22 protein-coding genes, 3 tRNA genes and 1 pseudogene are annotated in these 22,992 nt (G+C 68.1%); 7 read left to right on the top strand and 19 right to left on the bottom strand.

Annotation, left to right across the window (positions count from 1 at the left end):
* Positions 1-200: 200 nt before the first annotated feature.
* The 5 genes from DT019_RS08545 to DT019_RS08530 all read right to left on the bottom strand — a co-directional run bounded on the left by DT019_RS08545 (position 201) and on the right by DT019_RS08530 (position 3,490).
* Positions 201-1,670 (bottom strand): terminase large subunit domain-containing protein, encoded by a 1,470-nt coding sequence (locus DT019_RS08545; protein ID WP_114036103.1) that lies wholly within the window; start codon positions 1,668-1,670, stop codon positions 201-203.
* 38 nt (positions 1,671-1,708) lie between these two features.
* A complete protein-coding gene (locus DT019_RS39100; protein ID WP_147267284.1) occupies positions 1,709-1,933 on the bottom strand; it encodes a hypothetical protein in 225 nt (74 codons plus the stop codon).
* 2 nt (positions 1,934-1,935) lie between these two features.
* The gene (locus DT019_RS08540) at positions 1,936-2,283 is read right to left on the bottom strand and encodes a phage terminase small subunit P27 family (protein WP_189389301.1); all 348 of its coding nucleotides are present in this window, start codon (positions 2,281-2,283) and stop codon (positions 1,936-1,938) included.
* 340 nt (positions 2,284-2,623) lie between these two features.
* On the bottom strand, positions 2,624-2,806 hold the full coding sequence (locus DT019_RS40705; RefSeq protein ID WP_262985317.1) for an HNH endonuclease: 183 nt from the start codon (positions 2,804-2,806) through the stop codon (positions 2,624-2,626).
* Positions 2,807-3,010: 204 nt separating this feature from the next.
* Positions 3,011-3,490, bottom strand: a complete 480-nt coding sequence (locus tag DT019_RS08530) for a hypothetical protein (protein ID WP_223279356.1) — start codon at positions 3,488-3,490, stop codon at positions 3,011-3,013.
* Positions 3,491-3,579: 89 nt separating this feature from the next.
* On the opposite strand from DT019_RS08530, the gene DT019_RS08525 reads away from it, so the two are divergent.
* A complete protein-coding gene (locus DT019_RS08525) occupies positions 3,580-3,960 on the top strand; it encodes a hypothetical protein (RefSeq protein ID WP_114036100.1) in 381 nt (126 codons plus the stop codon).
* A gap of 82 nt (positions 3,961-4,042) precedes the next feature.
* Here DT019_RS08525 and DT019_RS08520 read toward each other — a convergent pair.
* From DT019_RS08520 to DT019_RS08480, 9 genes and pseudogenes are all read right to left on the bottom strand, one after another.
* Positions 4,043-4,120, bottom strand: a tRNA-Leu gene (locus tag DT019_RS08520).
* Positions 4,121-4,257: 137 nt separating this feature from the next.
* Positions 4,258-4,329: transfer RNA gene (locus tag DT019_RS08515), tRNA-Arg, on the bottom strand.
* A gap of 90 nt (positions 4,330-4,419) precedes the next feature.
* Positions 4,420-4,493 (bottom strand) — tRNA-Asp (locus DT019_RS08510).
* A 373-nt stretch (positions 4,494-4,866) separates the two neighbouring features.
* Positions 4,867-6,411: a recombinase family protein gene (locus DT019_RS08505; protein ID WP_114036099.1), complete on the bottom strand. Its 1,545-nt coding sequence runs from the start codon at positions 6,409-6,411 to the stop codon at positions 4,867-4,869.
* 62 nt (positions 6,412-6,473) lie between these two features.
* Positions 6,474-7,178, bottom strand: a pseudogene (locus DT019_RS08500) (AMP-binding protein); the annotation flags it as partial.
* A gap of 183 nt (positions 7,179-7,361) precedes the next feature.
* Complete coding sequence (locus DT019_RS08495; protein WP_114036097.1) at positions 7,362-8,645, bottom strand: MFS transporter; 1,284 nt, start codon at positions 8,643-8,645, stop codon at positions 7,362-7,364.
* A 103-nt stretch (positions 8,646-8,748) separates the two neighbouring features.
* Positions 8,749-9,519, bottom strand: a complete 771-nt coding sequence (locus DT019_RS08490) for a glucose 1-dehydrogenase (protein ID WP_317617748.1) — start codon at positions 9,517-9,519, stop codon at positions 8,749-8,751.
* A gap of 297 nt (positions 9,520-9,816) precedes the next feature.
* On the bottom strand, positions 9,817-10,722 hold the full coding sequence (locus tag DT019_RS08485; protein WP_317617747.1) for an NAD(P)H-binding protein: 906 nt from the start codon (positions 10,720-10,722) through the stop codon (positions 9,817-9,819).
* Positions 10,719-11,342 (bottom strand): ScbR family autoregulator-binding transcription factor, encoded by a 624-nt coding sequence (locus DT019_RS08480; RefSeq protein ID WP_114036094.1) that lies wholly within the window; start codon positions 11,340-11,342, stop codon positions 10,719-10,721. Before DT019_RS08480 ends, DT019_RS08485 begins: the two co-directional genes overlap by 4 nt.
* Positions 11,343-11,692: 350 nt before the next feature.
* Here DT019_RS08480 and DT019_RS08475 point away from each other — a divergent pair, with 350 nt between their 5' ends.
* Positions 11,693-12,634, top strand: coding sequence for a ScbA/BarX family gamma-butyrolactone biosynthesis protein (locus DT019_RS08475; RefSeq protein WP_114036093.1), 942 nt, complete (start codon positions 11,693-11,695; stop codon positions 12,632-12,634).
* Between the two features lie 110 nt (positions 12,635-12,744).
* Here DT019_RS08475 and DT019_RS08470 read toward each other — a convergent pair whose 3' ends face one another.
* A complete protein-coding gene (locus DT019_RS08470) occupies positions 12,745-14,286 on the bottom strand; it encodes an AMP-binding protein (protein ID WP_114036092.1) in 1,542 nt (513 codons plus the stop codon).
* Positions 14,287-14,411: 125 nt separating this feature from the next.
* Positions 14,412-15,227, bottom strand: a complete 816-nt coding sequence (locus tag DT019_RS08465) for a helix-turn-helix domain-containing protein (protein ID WP_189389299.1) — start codon at positions 15,225-15,227, stop codon at positions 14,412-14,414.
* A 63-nt stretch (positions 15,228-15,290) separates the two neighbouring features.
* On the opposite strand from DT019_RS08465, the gene DT019_RS08460 reads away from it, so the two are divergent.
* Positions 15,291-16,514 carry an MFS transporter gene (locus tag DT019_RS08460; protein WP_114036090.1) on the top strand — a complete coding sequence of 408 codons (1,224 nt, stop codon included), beginning with the start codon at positions 15,291-15,293 and terminating at the stop codon, positions 16,512-16,514.
* Positions 16,515-16,530: 16 nt separating this feature from the next.
* Here the strand turns inward: DT019_RS08460 and dmpI are convergent, their stop codons facing one another.
* Together dmpI and DT019_RS08450 are read right to left on the bottom strand one after the other, a co-directional pair.
* Positions 16,531-16,713 (bottom strand): 4-oxalocrotonate tautomerase DmpI, encoded by a 183-nt coding sequence (gene dmpI / locus DT019_RS08455; RefSeq protein WP_114036089.1) that lies wholly within the window; start codon positions 16,711-16,713, stop codon positions 16,531-16,533.
* Positions 16,714-16,861: 148 nt separating this feature from the next.
* Positions 16,862-17,746: a LysR family transcriptional regulator gene (locus tag DT019_RS08450; RefSeq protein WP_114036088.1), complete on the bottom strand. Its 885-nt coding sequence runs from the start codon at positions 17,744-17,746 to the stop codon at positions 16,862-16,864.
* Positions 17,747-18,016: 270 nt separating this feature from the next.
* On the opposite strand from DT019_RS08450, the gene DT019_RS08445 reads away from it, so the two are divergent.
* Both DT019_RS08445 and DT019_RS08440 read left to right on the top strand, forming a co-directional pair.
* Positions 18,017-18,676, top strand: coding sequence for a LysE family translocator (locus tag DT019_RS08445; protein ID WP_114036508.1), 660 nt, complete (start codon positions 18,017-18,019; stop codon positions 18,674-18,676).
* Positions 18,677-18,921: 245 nt separating this feature from the next.
* The gene (locus tag DT019_RS08440) at positions 18,922-19,272 is read left to right on the top strand and encodes an SAV_915 family protein (RefSeq protein WP_114036087.1); all 351 of its coding nucleotides are present in this window, start codon (positions 18,922-18,924) and stop codon (positions 19,270-19,272) included.
* A 52-nt stretch (positions 19,273-19,324) separates the two neighbouring features.
* Here the strand turns inward: DT019_RS08440 and DT019_RS08435 are convergent, their stop codons facing one another.
* Entirely contained in the window at positions 19,325-20,458 is a 1,134-nt protein-coding gene (locus tag DT019_RS08435) for a winged helix DNA-binding domain-containing protein (RefSeq protein WP_114036086.1), read from the bottom strand.
* 200 nt (positions 20,459-20,658) lie between these two features.
* Between DT019_RS08435 and DT019_RS08430 the strand changes: the two genes are divergently transcribed.
* Entirely contained in the window at positions 20,659-21,540 is an 882-nt protein-coding gene (locus DT019_RS08430) for a uracil-DNA glycosylase (protein ID WP_114036085.1), read from the top strand.
* 282 nt (positions 21,541-21,822) lie between these two features.
* Positions 21,823-22,968: a hypothetical protein gene (locus DT019_RS08425; protein WP_114036084.1), complete on the top strand. Its 1,146-nt coding sequence runs from the start codon at positions 21,823-21,825 to the stop codon at positions 22,966-22,968.
* Positions 22,969-22,992 lie beyond the last annotated feature (24 nt).

Here is a 22,992-nt window from a genome sequence, read left to right as displayed (position 1 = left end):
CACTGGTCACCCACCCCGCAAGCAACAGCGCGAGACCAAGCGTCACAAGGCCAGCGATAGGCGCCCACCAAAAAGCGGCCCCGACCAAACAACCGAGACCGCTGATATCAAAAACATCTGAAGTTGCACTGCGAGGTATTCGGGCCCGTAGGCCGCTTAGCCGCCCCCGCCATGTGGGCTTGTCCTTATCCATGGCCCTCCTATAGGTCAGCCCACGAAAAGAACTGCGGAGTGGGTGCTAGTTCCGGTTCCTGGCATGCACGGTCGAGCGCCATCACAGCGGATACAGCCAAGTCAATTTTTCGGGGCGAGTTTTTTGCGTCTTTGGTGATCCGTGAGCCCCGATTGTCCGTGCGAATGACACAGTTCCCAAGGTGCCGCGCAAGTCGCTGGTCACCAGAATGCGTAATCGTCTTGTTCATGACCGCTTCATAGAACCGCTGTGTAGCCGGGACCATGCGCGCGGGACTCTGCGGGTATTCCACAACGGGAAGGCCCTCATCTTCGAGCACCTGATAGGTACGGGCCCAGCGGTAGGGGTCACAGACGATTTCGCGCACTTGCCAGCGCCGACAAGCGGCCTTGATCTCTGCCTCAACGTCCAGAATCGGCACGGCCCAGTCATTACCGGTGCCCTGCGGCTTCTCCCACGCTGCGACTACGTCAATATGTGGGGCTTCCTCGCCCTGAGGGCACGTAACAACCACCAGCGCCGTGCTGTCGTTGTTGAAAGACCCGTCAAACCCCAAGACAACTTCTGCGCCATCAGGAATGGCGGTCTCGGAGCTTTCGCACGCCTCCCACGATCCGCCGGGCAGCCAGGCTTGCGCCGTGCTCACCCATTGATTAAGGCGCTTCGTACGAAACTCACTCTCGGGCGTCCGCAGTACCGCAGACTCGAAATCCTCGCGCGAGACGATGTCATCAAAGCCAGGATTCGAGGAATGCCAGACAGCGGGATCAGTGTGAACAGCGCCTTCGGGGGCGCCCCACCATGCCATGAAGAACCCGGGGTCATCGACTTCGCCGGAAGCGACGCGCATACCGTGCTGATAGAGCTGGTAACACGTGCTGTCAGCGCCGGAGGAATCGGTCTTGACACCCGCAGTGGTAATGCCGACCATCATGGGCTCACGCCGGGCACCGCTGGCTAGAGCCATGACGTCCCATAGTTCGCGGTTGGGCTGAACATGAACCTCATCGAAGATGACAAGGTGGGGATTCAAGCCCTCTTTGGTGTACGCCTCAGCGGAAAGCACTCGGTAAACGCTGCCCGTTGCCGGTAGCTCGATCGCGTCGCGATACGTCTTGAACATGCCCGAGAATTGCGGCTCCATCTCGACCATCTGCTTAGTAGTCGAGAAAACAATTCTGGCTTGCTCCTTGTCACCTGCGGCCGAAAAAACCTCGCCACCACGGGGCCCGAAAGCCAAGCCGAATAGCGCAATACCAGCGGCTAGGGCGCTCTTACCGTTCTTACGAGGCATGCCGATTAGCGCGGTACGGTGCCTCAGCCGCCCATCAGCGCGACGGGCGTACAGCCGATTCATGAGATCTATCTGCCAGTCCCGCATAACCAGGGGCTCACCGGCATTACCGCCGATGGAATCCTTAGTGATCCTCAAGAACTGCGTGAATGTTGCAAAGTCGGGGCCGTCGCCGCTGGCCATTTCCTCAGGGGAAACCGGGGTGCGGTACAGGGGCTCTATCACTCATCCACCCTGCGCAGAACCAGGGCTTCGCCATCCTGTCCTACAACCACGTAATCAACGCCGAGGACTTCGATGGTCAAGCCAACCCATCCAACCCGCAGGTACCTAGGGTCCGCAGTTACAAGAAGTTCAGGCGTAATGGACGTGTAGGCTGGAAAGTGGTCTGCCGTTACCGTGCCGTCAGCATGCGCGGTAAACGATATGGTTTCAACGCGCAGCATGATTACTCCCTATTGGACCGCCTAGCTAGCATTTCCTCAAAAGCGTTCCGGGCCTTTACCTCGGCCACACCCATTCGGGTTCGGTCAGTCGGCGTAAGCCCTAGGGCGCTGAAAAGTCGGGCTATCTCTGTCTCGATGGTCGAGAGCATGCCGACCAGAGGATTTGGATAGGCGTAGCCCTTGTCCGTGTACAGCACTGGCTCACTGCGCGACAGATCAGCGAGGAAACCAGCGCGACGGTCGTATTTCTCGCACAGCAGGATCAGTGTGGGAGTGTCCGAGTCAGCCAGCCAGTGGGCACCGCCAGTGACGCGCTCCCAGAGCTTGCGCCCGGCGTCTTCCAGGTGCATCGGGGGGCGATTCTCGACAGGTGCCACGGAGCCAACGTCGGCAAGATCCGGCATAGCGCGCTGACCAGGATTTCCGAGTTTGCGTTTGCGCTCATTTGGCACGGGGGGACGTCCGGCGACCATTACCCACCCCCAAAGGTGTAAAATAGGGCATTCTGGCCAACACCCCCCGGGTCAAAATTTCGCAGCCATGTCTCCCCTTAATGGGGCCGGGTCCATCAGAGAGTAACCGTCAGACTTTTGTATGCCCCCATACTGCACATAATGTCCGTATTGGTGCTCACGATGTGTAATAATTGCTGCTCACAGCCACAGGGGGTCACAGCGCAACCAATGGTGCCTACTTGTTGTGTTTGCTGCTGTTACAGGCTCTGCATAGCACTCTGAGATTGTCTGGCTGATCACTGCCGCCCTTAGATCTAGGCACGATGTGGTCCACAGTGAGATCAGTAGCAGCATGCGGAGCTACCCCATAGCCAGGGCAGTAGTAGCCTTGCGAGGCAATGTGTTTCTCAAGGACCACGCGCGCAACCACGCGCCAGGCAGACCCATAGCCACGGGCCGTGGAAGACCCTCTACGGCGCTCTAGGCGGGCAGACCACACGGCGGCATGCTCGGGGCAGCGAGAAGGGTTAGTGGTTAGCCGACCACAGTCCAAGCAGGGTCTACGCGGCAAAACAACCACTTCCAAAAACCATTGTTTCCAAAACAACCACGCGCAAAATGATTAGCGCGCGTTTATCAAGCGGGCCAAATCACCGGGCGTCACATTGCCTGGCGCACGATCAGGGAATAGCTCAACGCCAGCGCTGGCATACGCGTCAGCAACCAGCTGAGAACAGATCATGTGGCCACTATCGCTGACGTAGCGGCGAAGCCCCTTGAAGGGCAGCCCCAGACGCTGGGCACCAATGGCCACATAGTCGAGCCACGAATACGGCGTACCGACCAGCGCACGACCAGCGGCCACAATCGCAGCACGCTGACTATCGGTAAGCGGCAGCTTGCTGTAGACGGCACCAGGCCAATCCGACTCGCTATAGATCTTCGCTCCGCCAGGCTCACCCTGAATGATCTGCCCATTGTCGAGAACAAGGAAGGCGTGCGAGAAGCGCGAAGGGCAGCCGATCAGGCGCTGACCCAGCGAAATGAGCCTTCCACCCATGCCGCCGATCCGGACCACGCCGAAGTCTCCGGGTGTCGCCACTGGGTCACCTCCAGTTTCCTGTATGTGGTGGGGTTGCGCCGAGACTGCGCGGTCTGATCTACTGGCCTCAGCGACGACGAAGGAGCGCGATGCTCAGCAAGGGAAGCAGGGTCCGAAACACCCGCTGGAACTACGAGGGGACTGTAGAAAGCCACTTGGGCGGCACCACGTACCTGATTCACGCCGACAAGCCGGGCGGCATCTACACGCCAGTGGAAGCTCAGGAAGAGGACTTGACGCCACTGGTCGCCGAAGAGAGCCCGGAGACGCGGGCAGTAATGCGGTACCTGAGTACCGCAGTGCGCATGCACCACACAATCGCAGACAAACTCAGGCTGGACTCCATGGAGCAGTTCCGCGCAGACGCCACGCGTGCACTCGGGGATGCCACAGACGTAACCGGAGCCGAACTCAAGGCGGCCGATTGGCAGACCGTGTACAACGAAATCAAGGAAGATCGCGGCGAATGAACAGCAGTGAGCCCTAGCCATCGTGGACTGACTCAGCCACAGTGAAGCCCCCAGCCGATGCGGCTGGGGGCTTTTGCGTAGCTGGTACCCACGGGGAGATTCGAACTCCCAGACTTCGCGTCCTAAGCGCGACGGCTTTGCCAGATTTGCCTACGCGGGTATGCGGGGATGCCGGAATTGAACCGACCCGCCGCCGTTTCGCTGCACTGACTAGGTGCTAGCTACTCGGGCAGGGCTCTCCATGAGCTTTCCCCTGAGGGCTACGCAGACCGGTCAAGGCCATGCGTTAGCCCTTTGCTGGCGTGGCTGGATTCGAACCAGCGCACACGGCTTCGTAGGCCGCTGCTCTATCCACTGAGCTACACACCATGGTGGCGTGGGGAACGTATTCCCACTCGCCAGGTACTTTCCCGGATGCGTGCGCACACAGTGCCGGTATCCTCCCTGGCTCAACGCCCGCGCCCCCTACCGGATTTGAACCGGTGACCTTCCGGACGACAACCGGATGCTCTCGACCGCTGAGCTAAGGAAGCTGGGCCCTGGTGCTCAGAACCGTGCCGCAGGCACAGGAGCACGCTCAGGGCGGTTCGAGAGAGTGTCCGCAGTCCGCCGGATCGTAGAGTCTTGATGCGCGGGAACATCCTCTCTCAATATATATCTAGCGAGTCGAATGCCAGTGCCGCTGAGGGTGCCCATGTAGAAGTGTAGGTTTGAAGGTCGGTTCGGTATTCCCTATAGAAACTCTTATGGATTACCGAAGTAGGGTCTCTTTCTACACTTCTACATTGTTGCTGGTTAGATGGTGTGTTCTGATGGTGTGTCAGCAAGCTTGCTACACACTCCGTGCGCTGACACGCCGAAGGGCGCCCGCTAGCCGTAGCCAGGGACGCCCTTGTGTGACTCAGGTCACCCAGCCCACTTGATCGTGACGCGCGTGTCCCCGTTGAACTTGCGCTGATCATTACCGCTGCCTGCACGGGTAATGATCACACGGTCGATAGCCAGCCGTAGTAGATCACGCCTCAGGCTTGTGTCTGCGTCCTCCCACGCTTCGCGCGCTGACTCTTCGTCCAGCAAAAACGAGATGTCTACGCCGCTTCCGCCATGCTTCCTGACTGCAAGACTTGCTGCGTTGTAGTCGGCCATGACCTCTTCGTAGGCTGGCTCAAAAAACCTTGCGGCTGGTCCCTCGTACAGTCCCGCTCTTCGGTCTCGTAGAAGTCGCTCGATTATGGCCTCAGCCGACTTGAGTACTGCTATGGCTTCCGCCAACTCTGCTGTCTCGTTGGGCTTAGTTAGGGCTGCCCAACGAGACGCGACAGCCGCCAACAGAGGATCTTCAGCGTCAGCGTTAGTGAGACGTGCCAGCCAGCACTCAACTACGTACTTTTCCAGCGGGGGCCGGAAGACGCTGGCGGGGTTTTCGCAGGTTGCCCCACTGTCCAACGCTGTAGTACACGTGTAACTGGTGGATGACATAGGCGCTGATCTGCCACAGGTGCACTGCGTAAGCCCAGTAAGCAGATGAGCCGCCTTTCCGGCGTACGGTGCCTTCGGCTTACTGTGACCCTTGAGTGCCCGTACTGCCCTCTTACGCCTGTCATCGGACACCAGGGGCTCACCTACCCGGACGCGCTTGCCCTTGGCCGTTACGTAGATGACGCCTCGCTGTTTGCCAACGCAGTGCACTTGCCAGCCTGAGTACGCGGGGTTGGTGATGATGCGATACACGGTGTTAGCTGCCCATGCTGGCTTACCCGTAGGTGACGGAATGCCATACCGGTGCAGCGCACGGGTAATTGCGCGAAGGCTCAGGCCCAGTGCAGCCAGCACGAAGATGGATTGGGCCACTCGCGCCCGTGTGGGCCCCTCAGGCGCCCCAGGAATGGCCGGACGGGTGTCAGGTACCAAGTGCCTAGCTTCGTCCGCCACAAGTCCATATGGGGTCTTGCCGGTTACCCATTCACCGTGGTCCCGCTGCCATGCTTTGGTGTCCGTCACACGCTGGCTGATCCTCAGGGATTCGTCCCGCGCGTCTTCCGCCTTCCACATGATCATGCGTCGGTGGTTGGGGTCGGAACTGTCCAATCCGTCCTCACCGAAGATGATCCGTGCGCCGGTTTCACCAAGGTGCTCAAGGACGTTCAGGACAGCTAGCGCACCCTTGCGGCTGAAGCGGTCAAGCTTGTAGCACCACAGGGTTTTGATCTCGCCGTTAGCCAGCGCCAACAACGCTTTTTCATAGTCTGGGCGCTTTACGTCTTTTGATGCACTCAGCGTGTCTTGCCAGACATGTCTGACACGCAACTTGTTCCAGGATGCCCAGTCCCGACCCCGCTGGATTTGGGCATTAGGGGACAACTCGCCACGTCGGCCAGCGAGTTTCACCGATTTCCGGGCGTAGATGTCTACAAGATCATCAGGGGTGGTTTCCTCCACTGCCTCACTCATGAACGTCAGTATGTGCCGGTTACGCTGCTCAGCGCTAGTTCCATAGGTGTTCACGTATCCAAGCAGTGATAGAAGGGGACCGGGACGCAGATCCGGTCGGCCTGCGTGTAGGAGAGCAACTCCCCCACGAAATAACCGTTGTTGAGGACGTTGTGGTGCGAGAGCGTGGCTCCCTTGGGGAAGCCCGTCGTGCCCGAGGTGTACTGGATGTTGACCGGGTCGTCGCAGGACAGCTCCGCCTCGCGCGCCGCCAGGTCGGCGCGGGTGCGCCCGGCACCCTCGGCCAGCAGCCGGTCCCATCCCGGGTCGCCGATGAAGACCGTCCGCCGCAGCGCCGGACAGGCGCCCCGCACCTGCTCGACCATCGCCCGGTAGTCACTCGTCCGGTGGGACAGCGAGGCGAACAGGACCGAGACCCCGGCCTGGCGCAGCACGTACTCCAACTCGTGCACACGGTAAGCCGGGTTGATGTTCACCATCACCGCGCCGATCCGCGCGGTCGCGTACTGGACCAGGACCCACTCGGGGCAGTTCACCGCCCAGATCCCGACCCGGTCCCCCTTGGCGACGCCGCCCGCGAGCAGCGCGCGGGCCAACTCCTCGACGGCGGCGCCGAATTGGGTGTAGGTCCAGCGCCTTCCGGAGGCGGCGTCGACCAGCGCCTCGCGCTCCCCGTACGCCTGGACCGCGCGCTCCAGGTTGCCGCCGATCGTGTCGCCGAGCAGGGCGGTACCGCTCACCCCGTGGGCGTACGACAGAGTCACCATCGCAGCTCGCCTCACTTTCTGAACCGTGGCCCCAGCATGCCCCCACCGGCCCTGACCTGCCTAGGCTTGCGCGCGGGAAGATCGACTCGATGGCCCACCCACCGGGCTGCCTGGTGGGTGGACCGGAGACGGCGAACGCCGGACGTCGCGGCGGGAGACCGCGGCGTCCGGCGTCGTCGGCGCTCAGGCGGCGCCGCCGCGGGTGGCCGGGAACCCGTGCGCGCGGGCCGCCAGGACCACGACGAGCACCGGCGCGAGGAGGGCCAGGACGCTCCACGGGAAGGAGCTCGAACCCAGCGCGTTCAGGAGGACGCCGCCGACGACGCCGCCCCCGGCCATCGCCACGTTCCACAGTGTCACCAGCATGGCCTGCGCGGCGTCCGCGTGCTCGCCGCCCGCGTCCCCGACCGCGGTCTGGAGCAGGGTGGGGGCGCCGCCCCAGCCGAGCCCCCACAGGGTGACGGCGACGTACACCATGGCGGTGCTGTCGGAGAGCAGGGCGAGGGCGGCGGCGGCGACGGCCACCAACAGGGCGCTCACGGTCGCCAGTTGACGCAACCGCCGGTTGATCCGCGCGCCGACCGCCCAAATGCTCACGAGCGAGGCCGCCCCGAACACCAGCAGCACCCGATCGGTGGAGCCGCCCATGCCGAGCCCGCCCAGGAAGGTCGCGATGAAGGTGTAGAGGATGGTGTGAGCCAGGACGAAGACCAGGGTGACGAACAGGACCGGCACGACGCCGGGCACCTTCAAGGCGACGGCCATCGGTGTCCTGCCGCTCCGCCGCCCGCCCGGGAAGTCCGGCACCGCCGCGCCGATCCACCCGAGCAGGGCCACGGTCAGTACGGTCATCACCAGGAACGCCACCTGCCAGGTGACGGCCCTGCCCAGGAACGTGCCCGCCGGTACGCCCAGCGACAGGGCGACCGGGATACCGGCCATCGCGATCGCGATGGCCTTGCCCTGCGCATGAGCCGGGGCCAGGCGGCGCGCGTACCCGGCGAGCAGCGCCCAGGCCAGGCCCGCGGCCACCCCGGCGCCGAACCGGGCCACCATCGTCAGGGCGTAGTCGGCCGAGAGCGCGGTCACCGTGTTGGCCGCCGCGAACCCGGCCATCGACACGAGGAGCAGCCGCTTGCGCCGCCAGGCCGCGGTCGCCGCGGTGAGCGGGATCGCGGTGAGCGCGGTACCGACGGCATAGATCGTGACCGTCTGACCCGTCGCGGACTCGCTCACCCGAAGGTCCGAACTCATCGCGGGCAGCAGCCCCGCGGGCAGCGTCTCGGTGAGGCTGGTGATGAAGACCGCCGTGGCCAGCGCGAGCAGCGCGAGCCAGGGCAGCTTCTGATGGTCGTTCTGGTTGGTCTGGTTGGTCTGTTCGTTCTGGTTGATCTGCTTGATCTGGTTGATCTGGTCGTTGTCGGTGACGCGGGGACCAACTGTGTTCCGCTTTTCGCTGATGGGCATGGTGTGAATGCTCGAACCCTCACATCTATGTGAGGGTCAACGCGGAAGGCTGTGGGCTGCGTCACACGCTCGGGCCGCCGTGCGTGGGGGGCCGCCTGCGCCTCTACGCGGCGGTCCACCCTCCGTCCACCGGCATGGCGGCGCCGGTGACGAACGTGGCGCGGTCGCTGCACAGCCAGGCCGCGGCCTGGGCGACCTCCACCGGAGCCGCCATCCTGCGCTGGACCGAGCGGGCCACGAAGCTCTCCTCCAGCTGCGGCGTCCCGGCCAGCACCTCCTCCATCATTTCGGTACGCGTACTACCCACCACGAGCGCGTTGACCCGGATGCCCCGGCGCCCGTAGTCGGCCGCGGCCGCCCGGGTGAGCCCCAACACGGCATGTTTGGCGGCCACATAGGCAGCCGACGCCCCGGTCGCCTGGAGGCCCGCGACGCTGGAGGTGTTGACGATGGAGCCGCCTCCCGCCTGCAACATGGCGGGGATCTGGTGGCGCAGACAGTTCCAGGTCCCGCGCACGTTCACATCCATGGTCCGGTCGAAGACCGCCGTGTCCATCTCGTGCAGCGGTGTTCCCGCCGTGGCCCAGCCCGCGTTGTTGAACGCCCCGTCCAGGCGGCCGAACCGGCCCACCGCGATCTTGACCGCGTTGGCCACGTCCTCTTCGCTCACCACGTCACCGGCCGCGGTCTCGGCCCTGCCTCCGGCCTCGACGATGTCGTGCGCGAGCGCGTCCAGACGTTCCGCGCGCCGTGCCATCACGACCACCGCGGCCCCTTCCGCCGCGAAGAGGCGGGCCGCCGCCTCCCCGATGCCGCTGGACGCCCCCGTGATCAGAACGGTCCTTCCTTCGAGCATGCCCTGCGCTTCAGCCATGGTTCCTCTTCCTTCCGATGCCGCTGTCGCCGGTGTCGCTGTCGTCGCCCCGGCCGGCGTGTAGGTACGCGTGTGACGCGGGCGGGCGCCCGGCACGCCCACCCTGCCACGCCCCATCCGGCAGCTCTGGGTGGGGAATTGCTCGCTGTGGTTCAAAGAGGTGTGGTCTTGCGACGTGGGGACACCCGGTGTGGGGAGTTGCCACATGTGGCTGAGCCTGGGGTGGCCTCGCCACATGTGGCAACCCGGGGTGGCGAGTTGCCCCATGTGGGGCGTCACCCCCAGCACAGGCCCGCGTCAGCGGAACGCCGACGCGTGTCGAGCGGACCAGTCCCTGAACGTGCCCGGTTCCCGGCCGGTGGCCTCCCGGACTCCGTCGGCGAGCTCTTCCTTCGCGCCGGTGGCCTGCCGCTCGGCGCTGGCGAGCAGGGCCTGGGCGAGCAACTCCCCGAACCGGTCACGCCAGGCACTGAATGCCTGGTCCACGGTCAACTCCTCGTACACCAATGGACGTTGAAGCGCTTCGGACAGCTGGTCCGCCTGGTCGCGTACGCTGAGCGCCTCCGGGCCGGTCAGGGTGTGGATACGGCCCGCGTGGCCGTCGACGAGAGCCCGGGCCGCGGCGAGCGCCACGTCCCCGGGGTCGACGCACGAGTTGCGGGAGTCCCCGTACAGCGCGCGGATCACCCCGTCCTTGCGCACCCCGGCCGCCCAGCCCAGGGCATTGGACATGAAGGACCGCGGCCGCAGCAGCGTCCACTCCAGGCCCGACGCCCTGACCTGCTCCTCCATCGCACGCTGCCAGCAGGTGATCCGGTCCTGGGCCAGCGGGTCGGACACCGCCGCCGCGGACAGCTTCACCACATGCCGGACTCCGGCCGCCCTGGCCGCGGCCAGCGCGTTGGCGTCGTGTGCGGGCCGCAGCGGGTCGAAGGTGACGAGCAGCAGGGCATCCGCCCCGTGCAGCGCGTGGCGCAGCCCGGCGGGGTCGCCGAGGTCGGCGCCCACGATCTCCCCCGCGACCCCGTCCCGGGAGGCACGCTCCGGGTCCCTGGTCAACGACCGCACGTCGTGATGCGGCGCGAGCAGACTCGCCACCTTTCCGCCCACGGTGCCGCCGGCTCCGCTGACCACGATGCGCATCCGCCGCTCCCCGCTCAGGTTTTCACCGACGCGATCCGGCCATACGGTCCGCTCGCTCATGACACCTGACCCCGCTCCGCCTCCAGGCTGATCGCCCGCGCGGCGTCGGGCACGGCGAGTCCCGGCAGGAGCAGCTCCCACATCCGGATCGTGCGCTCGACCAGGTCCTCGCGTCCGTTGACGAGGTTCGAGTACAGCTGGATTCCGGTACACGCTCCGACGACGAACTCGGCGATGTGCTCGGGCACCACACCCGGCATGAGTTCCCCGTCCTGGTCCGCGTCGGCCAGGCACGTGATCATGATCTCGCGCCACTCCAGGAACGTGGAGGGGTCGTGCATGCCGAAACTGCCCTGCTCAACAGCGAGACGCACCCCGGCGCGCAGCAGCGGATCGACGCGCAGCCGGTGCGCCCAGACCAGCGTGATGTCGACGAGACGCTGCAACCCCCGTGAGCTGAGGCGCGGTTCGATGGTCTGCTTCTGTGCGTTCATCACCGCGACGGCGAGATCCTCCTTCGACTTGAAGTGGAAGTACATCGCCCCGGCGGTCAGCCCGGCCCGCGCCAGGATCTGGTTGATCAGCGCCGCCGCGTACCCCTTCTCGTCGAACTCCTCCGCCGCGGCCCGCAGGAGCACCTCGCGGGTCCTCACCGCCCGCTCCTGTCTGATTTCAGCCATCGTTCCGCTCCCGAATGGGTTCGACAAAAATAGAGAACGCCTTTTATATTATCGGCCGTTGACGCAGCGGTCCCTCACTCACGGTGACGCACCGACCGTTTCGACTTGTGCCCGGGGGCCGCATGATGTCGGAGATCCAGCGCGCGCTCATCGCCGCGCTCCAGCGAGGCGCCATCCACCCGCAGCACCCCGCCGGCTCGCTCCGGCGTCGCGGAAGCTGTCTCTGCGTCTCGCTCAACTCTCTTCCCTAGCAAGCCATTTGCTTCATTCCGGCACACCCACTCACTACACGCACCCCACCCGTGAGCCCGTCGGCCCCCACGCCGACCGGCCGTCTGTGAGGAGTACCCATGCCGCCCCTGCCCCTGTGCCCCGCGCCACCCGCGCCCCCGGTGCCAGGTGAGCTGGTCCACAAGACCAACCCCGCCGAGGTGCTGCTGACCGGTTGGCGCCGCACCGCTCCCGACGCCTTCGCGGTGACCGCCCGCTGGCCGGACGACCACCCCTTCTACGAGGTGCGGCACGGGCGGCACGACCCGCTGATCCTGAGCGAGACGATCCGGCAGATCTTCCCGCTGCTCTCCCACGCGGCCTACGACGTCCCGTTCGGACACCACCTGTTATGGGAGCACTACCGCTTCACCCTGCAAGCCGACGCCTTGGACGTGGTACTGCTCCCGGCCGCCGTCGACCTGCACGTGACCTGCCTGGAGGCGGTGCGCCGCAACGGGCGTACCACCGCGCTGACGCTGCTGATCCGCGCTTTTCGCGGTGACACCCAACTGGCCACGGCCCACACCCGCTTCGCCATCCAGCCGCCGCCCGTGTATCGCAGGCTGCGATCCCGATTCGCCGATGCCCACATGTGGCCCGCACCCAGGCTCGGCCTCCCTGTGCCCCCCGCACGTGTGGCCCGCACCCACAGCAACGACGTGGTGCTGTCGCCCGCCCACACACCCCACCGCCATCAGCTCCGTATCGACCCCGAGCACCCCATCCTGTTCGACCACCCGGTCGACCACGCGCCCGGCATGCTCCTCCTTGAGGCGGCCCGTCAGGCCGCCCACCATCTGTACCACCCCGAGCCCACCCTCCTCGTGGCGATGGACTGCCAGTTCCACCGCTATGTCGAACTCCACGCACCCTGCTGGATCGACACCCGCGAGCTGCCCCCCGACGCGTACGGCCGCCCCCGAGCCACCGTCACCTTCCACCAGAACCACACCCCGCACTTCACCGCCACCCTCACCCACCAGAGAGTCGGCTCCCCCGGGGCCAGGTGGCACGTCTGACCGCCCCCGGGCCCAGGTCGTGCGGAACCTCCAACTGGATCCTTACGCATGCGAGTTGACGGGCTCAGGCGGTGGTCGGGAGCGTACGCCACCGCCAGAAAGGGGGGAGATCAGTTGATCTCCCGCTCCAGGCCGGACCAGTACGGCTCGCGGAGCTTGAACTTCTGGATCTTGCCGGTGGCCGTCCTCGGGATCGCGTCGCGGAACTCGACGGAGGTCGGGGCCTTGTAGCGGGCCACGCGTTCCTTGCAGTACGCGATGATCTCGGCCTCCGTCGCGGACGCGCCCGGGGCCAGGACCACGAGCGCCTTGATCGTCTCGCCCCACTTCTCGTGGGGCACGCCGATCACGGCGACCTCCGCGACCGCCGGGTGACTGAAGATCGTGTCCTCCACCTCGATCGAGGACACGTTCTCACCGCCCGTGATGATGACGTCCTTCTTCCGGTCCGAGATCGTCAGAGAGCCGTCGCTGTCGTCGATCGTGCCGCCGTCCCCGGTGTGGAACCAGCCGCCCTCCAGAGCCGCCGCGGTCTCCTCGGGCTTCTCCCAGTAACCGTCGAGCACCACGTTGGAGCGGGCCAGGACCTCGCCGGAGCCGGACACCTTCAGCTTGACGCCGAGCGCGGGCACGCCTGCCCGGGACAGGTTGCGCGCCCGCTCCTCGGCGGGCAGCCCCGCGTCGGCCGGCCGGGTGCGGTTCATGGTGAGCAGCGGGGACGTCTCGGTGAGCCCGTAGATCTGGGTGAACTCCCAGCCCAGCTCCTCGTCCATCCGCTGGATCATCCGGGTGGGCGGCGGCGCCCCCGCGCAGACGACCCGCACGCGGTCGCGCCCGGGGATCTCGCCCTGCCACGAGGCCGCCGCGTCGAGGACGAGGTTCCACACCGCGGGCGCCCCGCACATCAGCGTGACGCCGTGCTCGGCCACCCGGCGCAGGATCTCGGCGCCGTCGACCTTGCGCAACACCACCTGCTTCACGCCGAGCCCGGCCATCACGTACGGCATGCCCCAGCCGTTGCAGTGGAACATCGGCAGGGTGTGCATGTAGACGTCACCCTCCCAGGCCCGGGTGTGCAGTCCGAACGTCAGGCCGTTGACCCAGATGTTGCGGTGGGTGAGCTGAACTCCCTTGGGGCGGGCGGTTGTTCCGGAGGTGTAGTTGATCGTCGCCGTCGCGTCCTCGTCGGGCCGCGACCAGGGACGCGGCTCGACGCCGAACCGCATGAGATCGCTCTCAGTGCGCTCGCCGAGCACGAACCGGTGGCGCGCCTTGACGCCGGAGAGCTCTCCATCCACCTCCGGATCGACGAGCAGGACCGAGGCCCCGCTCTGCCGCACCACGTAATCGATCTCCTCGGGCTTGAGGCGGAAGTTCACCGGCACACAGATCCGGCCACTCATCGGCACCGCGAACAGCAGCTCCAGCATGCGGGCGGAGTTGTGGCTGACCACCGCCACCCGCTCGCCCTCGCCGACGCCGAGCGCGTCGAACCCGGCCTGCCAGGCACGGACCCGCTCGGCGAACCGGCCATAGGTGAGGCCGGGGACCGGCGGGGCCGGCTGGTCCGGCTCGTCGACGACGCCGGTACTGGAGGAGAACCCCAGCTCTGCCCGGTCGAGGAAGTCCGAGACCGTCATCGGAATCCGCATCGTTCTTCTCTCCTGTATCAACGTCATCAGCAACAGCTGTCAGGTGGGAAGTCTGGTACCTACCGGCGCGGCCAGTGGCCGAAACCCCGAATCGACCTGCTGGGACCGCCGAACGGGCCGTCCGCTCAGCTCAGTCGGCGCACGGCCGCCTCGGACTCCGGCCCGTCGGGCAGGTAGGCCAGGAAGTGGTGGCCCGGTTCGTCCACGGCGGCGAGCTTGACGGAGCGCAGCCGCAGTTCGCCCGCCACGGGGTGCCGGAAGCGCTTCACGGCCGGGCGGAAGGCGGCGGTCTCCCGCTCGTCGAGCCAGCGCGCCGCACAGGGGTCCGCCCGGATCTCCTCGATGATCTCGGCGTACCGGGGATCGTGCGGGTGGTGCGCGGCCCGGGCCCTGAACTGGCCCAGCAGCGCGCGGGCTTCGGGTTCCCAGTCGGCGAGCAGCGTCCGGCACGGCGGCCAGCGGAACACCAGCCAGAGCATGTTGCGCCGCTTGGGCGGCAGCCGGGCGAGGTCGGTCAGGAGCGCGGCGTACGCGGTGTTCCAGGCGAGCAGGTCCCAGTGCGGGTCGACGACCATCGCGGGATGCGGGAGCAGCGCGTCGACGAGCGAGCGCAGATGGGGCGAGACCCAGCTGGCCGGGGTGGCGTGCGGTGCGGGGGCGTCCTCCGCGAAGGAGAGCACGTGCGCGGTCTCGGCCGGATCGAGCCGCAGCGCCCGCGCGACGGCCCGCAGCACCTGCTCCGAGGTCCGCACCCGGCCCTGTTCCAGCCACGCGTACCAGGAGGAGCTGATTCCGGCGGACTCGGCGACCTCCGCGCGGCGCAGGCCGGGGGTGCGGCGGCGGGGCGCCACGGGCAGGCCGAGCATGTCCGGGGCCAGGCGCTCACGGCGCGAGCGGAGGAACGCGCCGAGTTCCGCTCGGGGGTCCGGTGGGTTCGTCACAGTGTGAGTGATGCTAATCGGCTGAGCCCCCACGGCCGTTGGCACCCCTGCTGAGCTGGGGGCATGACCACTTCACCGCCCCGGGGGCTGCTCGGCGCCGCCGGTTTCGTCAGCAACTTCGACCGCTTCTCCATCGCTCCGATGTTGATGCCGATCGGCTCGTCCTTCGGTGTGCCGCTCGGCACGGCCGCGCTCGCGGCGAGCGCGTACACGCTGGGGTACGGTCTCGCGCAGCCGTTCTGGGGCATGGCGAGCGACCGGTTCGGCAGAGTGCGGGTGATGCGCCTCGCGCTCGCTGCCTCGGCCGTCGGCGCACTCGCCTCGGCGGCGGCGCCGGGCGCGGCGGCCCTCGTCGCGGCGCGCGGGTTCACGGGGGCCTGTTTCGCCGCCGCCATCGCGGGTTCGCTGACGTACGTGGGTGATGTGGTCGCCCCCGCCGGACGGCAGCGGGCGCTCGGCTCGTTGATGACCGCTTTCGCGCTCGGCACGTCGCTGGCCACGGTCGTCGCCGGGACGCTGGCCCACTGGGTGAGCTGGCGGCTGGTGTTCGCGCTGCCCGGCCTGATCGCCGGACATCTGGCCCTGGCCCTGCGCCGCCTGCCCGAACCGGCCCTCGCCCCGCGCGAGGGCGGCGCGCTGCGCACGGTCCTGCGCTCCCGCTGGCAGTGGTACGTGATGGGGGTGGCCCTCCTCGAAGGAGGCGTGCTGCTCGGCTGCTTCACCTATCTGCCGACCGCTCTGGAGTCGCTCGGCGCGGCTCCGGCGACGGCGGGCGCGGTGGCGGCGCTGTACGGGGTGGCGGCCATGGCCGGCGCCCAGGTGGTGCGGCGGCTCGCGGGCCGGCTCGGCCCGGTCGCGCTGATCGTGGCGGGCGGCGCCCAGCTGACCCTCGCGTACGCGGCCCCGGCCCTGCGCCCGTCTCCGCTGACGCTGGGCCTGAGCGCGCTCTTGCTCGGCGGTGGCTGGGCGTTCCTGCACTCGACGGTGCAGGCGTGGGCGACGCTGCTGGTCCCGACCGCCCGCGCGACGGGCGTCGCCTTCTTCGGTGTCGCCCTGTACCTGGGCAGCGCACTGGGCACGGGGCTTGCCGCCGCTCCGGCGCAACTGGGCGATTTTCAGGGCCTGTTCGGGGCGGCGGCGGCTCTGTCCGTGCCGCTGACCGCGCTCGCCGCGTACGGTCGGCGTCGCTACGGGGACGGTGGGCCGCCGCGCCGAGAGCGCTCTCGGCACGCGGCGGACCCGCGGCCGTCCGACCCCCGTACGGACGGCCAGGCCCGTGGGCGGTGAGCCCGCCGGGGCGCGGCTACTTGTCGGCGGTCAGCGTGCCCGCCGCGCCCCAGCTGTCGGTGGGGACCTCGTGGATCCACACCTGGACGGTCTCGGCCGGGATCTTGTAAGCGTCGACGAAGGCGTCCGTCACGCGCTTGACCAGCTCGCGCTTGAGCTCGACGTCGCGGGGACCCTGCTGAACGGTGACGATGGGCATGGCCAACTCCTGTGTCGGCGGCGGCTTCCCGGCCTTTCCGGGTCGCTCACCGGCGTGACCTCAGTCCACCGGATCCGGTCCGCCCGGCCAAGAAGCAGACCGCGACCGCAGCGATCAGCTTTCGTGATCGCTCCAGGTCAGGCTGCTTCTATGCGTTTCCACCCGGGCTGCTCACGGAGGCTGAACACGCTCTCAGGAGCAGCTCGACACTGGCGGGCGTCCGACCGGCGCCCACCGCGAGTCCGGTGGGCAGCACCAGCCCGGGATCGCGCACCGGCCGGAAGGCGACACGGGGGCTGTGCAGCACGCGGGAGTGGGCGGCGTACACCACCGTCCACAGCGAGCCGAGTCCGATGGTGGCCAGGACGTCCTGGAGCGAGCCGCCGACCGGGCCCGGCACGGGTTCGAAGCCCGCGGCGTGGCAGGCGCCGACGACGAGGTCGACGAGGGCGGGATTGTTGCGGCGTGCGGTGATGCACAGCGGAAGCGCGGCCAGCTCTGAGAGCGCTATCTCGTCCTGGCGGGCGAGCGGATGGGTCGCGGGGAGGGCCACGACCAGTGGGTCCTCCCACAGCGGCAGGACCCGCAGGCCCGGCGCGGGCTGCGGGGAGCGCACGAACGCGGCGTCGAGCCGCCCGTCGGCGACCTGGGCGAGCCGGTCACGGGTGGGTGCGGAGACCAGCTCGACGGCGATGTCCGGGGCGATCTCGGCGAACGCGCCGAGCACGCGATCGAGGTGCTCGCCGAGTCCGGTGCTCGTGCCGAGCCGCAGGGTGGTGCGCTCGCGGACGGCGGCCCGGGCCCGCTCGGCCGCGGCGAGCACCTCGCGCGCCTCGGGCAGCAGCCGCTCCCCCGCGCCGGTGAGCCGTACATGCCGGGGCGACCGGTCGAAGAGGTCGCATCCCAACTCCCTTTCCAGACGGCGCACTTGCTGGCTCACCGCCGACTGGACGATGTGCAGCCGCTCGGCGGCCCGCCCGAAGTGCAGTTCCTCGGCGACGGTGACGAAGTAGCTGAGCTGCCGCAATTCCATGCGGGCGACTGTATCCACGGGGCGGGAGGCGGCCCTGACCGCCTGCGGGCCGCCTTGGTCGCATGGGGGCTGCCCTGACCCGCGCCGGGCTGACCTCGCCTCGCCGCACACCGCGCGGACGAGAAGGTGTGCGGCGGCGACAGGCGGCCGGGCCCGGCAGGCGCGTCACGGCACGGCACGGACAACTCGGGCCGCTGGTATGGGTGCGGCCCACCCATGTGATGTCCGTGCCCTGGTCGCCTCGCACATGGGTGAGGTTGAATGACGGACATGGTGTCGACCGACCGCTTCCTCGCCTTCGCCGCGATGTCCCTGCTGGTGATCGTGATCCCCGGACCGAGCGTGCTGTTCGTGATCGGGCGCGCCCTCGCACACGGCCGCCGCACCGCCCTCGCGACGGTCCTGGGCAACGTGCTCGGCTCGTACGTGCTGGTGGTGGCGGTGGCGCTCGGCATCGGCGCACTGGTGGAGCGTTCGGCGTCGGTGTTCATGGCGGTGAAGCTGGCGGGCGCCGCGTACCTCGTCCTGCTCGGGGTGCAGGCGTACCGGCACCGCAAGGACATGCGGCTGGGAGTGGCGGCCGTCGGTGAGGTCGCGGCCACGGTCCGGCCGGCCCACGGCGACCTGCGGACCGTCGTGGACGGCGTTCTGGTGGGCGTCACCAACCCCAAGGGGATCGTCTTCTTCGCCGCGGTGCTGCCGCAGTTCGTGGACCACGCGGCGGGCCACCTGCCCTCCCAGATGCTGCTGCTCGGCCTGGTCCCCATCACGATCGGCCTGATCACGGACACCTTGTGGGGCCTGGGCGCGGCGGCGGCCCGCGGCTGGTTCGCCCGCTCCGAACGCCGCCTCTCGCTGATCGGCGGGGCGGGCGGCTTCGCGATGATCGGCCTCGGTGTGACGGTCGCTGCGACGGGCCGGGCCGACTGAGCCCTCAGCACCCGGTCGGGTGCTCCCGCGGCCACCACCCGGTGGGATGAAATCGTTCCCGGGGGCCGCCTCCACCCGGTCGGCCGACGCTCCCGTGCCCACCTGCGCCAGGAGCGCGTAAAAATCCGGGGCGCCCGGGTCAATGCCGCGTCATGGCGCGAGAGGGCGCCGGTGCCGGGGGCATACCTTCGGGCGTACGGGCGCATGACGCGTACGGCATCCGCACTTCCGCACCGGAGGACACCATGGACAGCCTCGCCATCGAGGACGCCGATCCCGAAGAACGCCGCCCGGCAGGGCCGCTGTACGTGCCGGTTCGGCTCGGCTCTGCCGGAGGACACCAACTGCGCTTTCTGCGCGACGAGTTCGGCGCACGCACCGCCGTCGGATTCACCAGCCCGGACCGGTTGAACGCGGTCCTGGGTCGCGACCAGAACTGGATCCGCCTCGCCGAGCCCGCCCTGAGAGCGCTCTCGGCACCGCTCGGAGTGACCGTGGTGACGGTCGACCCGCTGCTCGCCCCGCCCGCCCCGCGCCGACGCCACAACCAGACCCCATCGGCGTGCACCCGCCGGGACCACGCGCTGAGCCGATAGAGCGGCTGTGGGGGCCCTTCGGCCGGGGGCCATCGCCTCTGGCTTTGAGGTATCACCCCTTGTCGACGAATTCCCCGAAGCGTACGTCGTAGGAGGTGGCCGAGGTCAGGTCGGCGAGGAGCCGTGCCCCTTCCTCGGCCACCGCGGCGCGGCTCTCCCTGCCGAGTGCCCCGAAGGGCTGCACGGTGAGCAGAGCAGTGCCGTCCTTGTGTTCCTCGATGCGCCAGATACCGGCGAGGAAGCCGTCGACAAGGAGGGTGCAGTGGGCCTGGTTACCGGTCCAGCTGCGCCCCTTGTACTCGGCCGGCACGACCCGGCCGCGGTCGGCGTGCGAGAGCAGCAGGTTGTCGAATTCGGGCAGAAAGCGCGGCGGGGCGGGGGTGTCCTCGGCGGGCCGGGCGGCGTTCGGCAGGTCGAAGAGTTCGATGCCGTTCTCGTCCTGGAAGACTGCGAGTTGGGGCCGCAGCCGCTCGAACACGGCACTGAGCCGGGTGAGCCCGGACCAGACCTGCATGTCCTTGACGGAGGCGGGGCCGAAGGCGGCGAGATAGCGCAGGACGGTCTCGTCGGGGGCGGGCGCGGGCCGGGGCGCGCGGCCGAGCCAGTGCTCGACCGTGGTGAGCGCGACCTGCCCGCTGCGGCCCCACATCCCGCGCGGGGTGACCTGCACCAGCGGCAGTACGCAGCGTGCGGCGACGGAGAGCGCGGTCGGGTCCGCGTCGGGCCACTCCTTCGCGAGCTCTTCGCGCAGCTCCTTCATCGTGTACGGGCGCTCATCGACGAGCGCGCGGACGATGGCGCCGAGCCGGTCCGTGTCGACCCCGACGAGCCCCTTGCGGAAGGTGTTCAGCTCCCGGTTCCGCGATGCCTGCACCAACGGGCGCAGGGTGAGCGCGTCGTCCGCGGTGTGCGTGTGGATGGTGGAGCGCAGGGTGACGATCCGCACCACTTCGCGCGCCTCCATCAGCGCTGAGAGCGCTTCCGGCCGGAACCCGGCGAGGCGCGACCAGAGCGCGAAGTAGGGCGGTTTCACGTTCTGTGCCTGAAGCCCGACGAGGTGGGCGACAGCGTCCTTGGGCGAGAGCGCTTCGCTGCGCCGCAGCAGGAGCTGACGGTCGAGGGTGGCGCGGTTGAGGGCGCGGCGGGAGAGGACGGGAGGGTTGCCGGTGCCGTTCTTGGAGGCCATACGGAGCACGGTACCGAGCTTTGAGGACAGGTTCTGTCCGCTTTTGGTCCCGGGGTGAGTGCGGGCCGAAGCGGGCGGGCGCCGGCGATCCGACCGACTCCGCGTATAGGAATGGGCCGTGAAAATGCGTACCCGAGCTGGGCCTTGGGGCCGTCGCCCCGTCGAGGTCGCCATCGTGAACACCCAGGTAGCGTGGCCCCATGGACGAGGCCGGCACTCCCGACACGCGACCCGCCGCCGAGGATCGCGGCTTCCCCGTCTTCCACGCGGCGCGTTGTAGCGGGCTCGGTGAGCTGGACGGCCGGCTCACCGGGTGCCGGGCCTGTCCCCGGCTGGTCGCCTGGCGCGAGGAGGTCGCCGCGACGAAGCGGGCCGCCTTCCGGGACTGGGAGTACTGGGGCAGGCCGGTCCCGGGCTTCGGTCCGCACGACGCGCCGCTGGTGGTGGTCGGGCTCGCTCCGGCCGCTCACGGCGGCAACCGGACGGGCCGTATGTTCACCGGTGACGCGTCGGGGGACTTTCTCTTCGCGGCCCTGCACGCCGTCGGCCTCGCGTCCCAGCCCACGGCCACCACGGCCGACGACGGCCTCGAACTGTACGGGGTCCGGGTGACCTCCCCCGTCCACTGCGCTCCTCCCGCGAACAAGCCCACGCCTGACGAGCGGGACACGTGCCGACCCTGGCTGGCAGCCGAGATCACTCTGCTGAGCCCTCGGGCGATCGTCGCCCTGGGGGCCTTCGGCTGGGGGACCCTCCTGCCCGTCCTCGCCGAGGCGGGCTGGCAACTGCCCCGCCCCCGACCCCGGTTCGGGCACGGGACCGTGGTGACACTGCGGCGCGCCGAGCCGGAGGCGGGAGGCCGCGGCGAGCGCCATGGTCGGGCCGCGGCCGGTGAACTCCATCTGGTCGGGTGCTATCACCCCAGCCAGCGCAACACCTTCACCGGGCGACTGACCTCTCCCATGCTCGTGGACCTGCTCCAACAGGCCGCCGGTCTCGCGGGCTTGGAAACACACCCTCCCCGCGTGCCGGGCTCAGCTCCGACCGGCCATGACTCCGGCTCACCCCACACAACACACTGACTGCCGGGTTCGCTCGGATACGCGGGCCACGTGTCGTTGAAGGGCTACGCGTCATTGAAGGAATGCGTTTATTTTCAACACCCATCCAGGTTGCGGTACCCCTCCCGTCGGCGGGTGCGCGACAACAGCCCCAATGCCGCCCCGGGTTGCACAACATAAACCCTTTCCCTCTGGCCCACCTGTCCCCGATTCGTGGGACGCGGGCGGGGATTGACCCTGTCGGCACCCGCTGTGGATCATCCTCTCATTCCCCGTTCCGCTGGAATGATTCAGGAGCCAACCATGGCCATTCGCGATGATCTGATTCTCGAGGACACCACTCTCCGGGATGGCGAGCAGACGCCGGGCGTAGCGTTTTCCAAGGAGACCAAGACCAAGATTCTTGACGCGCTCATCGCCGCCGGAGTGACCTCCGTCGAAATCGGTATTCCGGCCATGGGCGGTGAGGAACTGGACTTCATCAAATCCTGTGTGGACCGGCAGGACGAGGCCCGGCTCGTCGTGTGGCACCGGGGTGTCCGGGAGGACGTCGAGCGCTCGATCGACATGGGGTTCAAGGCCGTTCACATCGGTCTGCCGACCTCCGCGGGGCACCTCAAGGCCAGTGTCCGCAAGGACCGCACCTGGCTGCTCGCCACCGCCACCGACCTGATCAAGATGGCCAAGGACCGCGGCGCCTACGTGTCCATCAGCGCCGAGGACATCGCCCGCACCGAGATCTCGTTCCTCCAGGAGTACGCCGGGGTGGTGCACGAGGCGGGTGCCGACCGGCTGCGGCTCTCGGACACCGTCGGCCTGCTCGGCCCGGAGGCGTACGGCGAGCGGGTCGCGGCGGTGGGCGCGGCGGCGCCGATCGACACCCAGTGCCACGCCCACAACGACTTCGGCCTGGCGACCGCCAACACCATCGCGGGGCTCAAGGCCGGTGCCCGCTACTTCCACGTGACGGTCAACGCCATCGGCGAGCGCGCGGGCATGGCGGACCTCGCCCAGGTCGTGGTCGCGCTCAAGAAGCTGTACGACCGTGACCTCGGCATCGACATGACCAAGCTCAAGGACCTCAGCCGGCTCGTCTCGGAGGCGGCCAAGCACCCGGTGCTGCCGTGGCAGCCGGTCATCGGGGACAACGTGTTCGCCCACGAGTCGGGCATCCACGCCAACGGCATGCTGCGCGACACCTCCACCTTCGAGCCCTTCCCGCCGGAGCACGTCGGCGGTGAGCGGCGTTACGTGCTGGGCAAGCACTCGGGGCGCGCGCTGATCGCCTGGTCGCTCGAGCAGCAGGGCATCGAGCCGCGGGAGGACCTGCTGGGGCCCTGCCTGGACGAGGTCCGCCACATGTCCATCCGCACGGCCAGCGCCGTTCCGCCGGAGGACCTGGCCGACATCTACCGCCGGGCGCTGGCCCGCGCCACGGCAGCCGCCTGACCCTCCTCTCCCGCCCACCGGTCC

Source organism: Streptomyces sp. SDr-06, from assembly GCF_003324565.1.
Lineage (GTDB): Bacteria > Actinomycetota > Actinomycetes > Streptomycetales > Streptomycetaceae > Streptomyces.
This window is presented reverse-complemented; position numbering and strand designations above follow the sequence as displayed.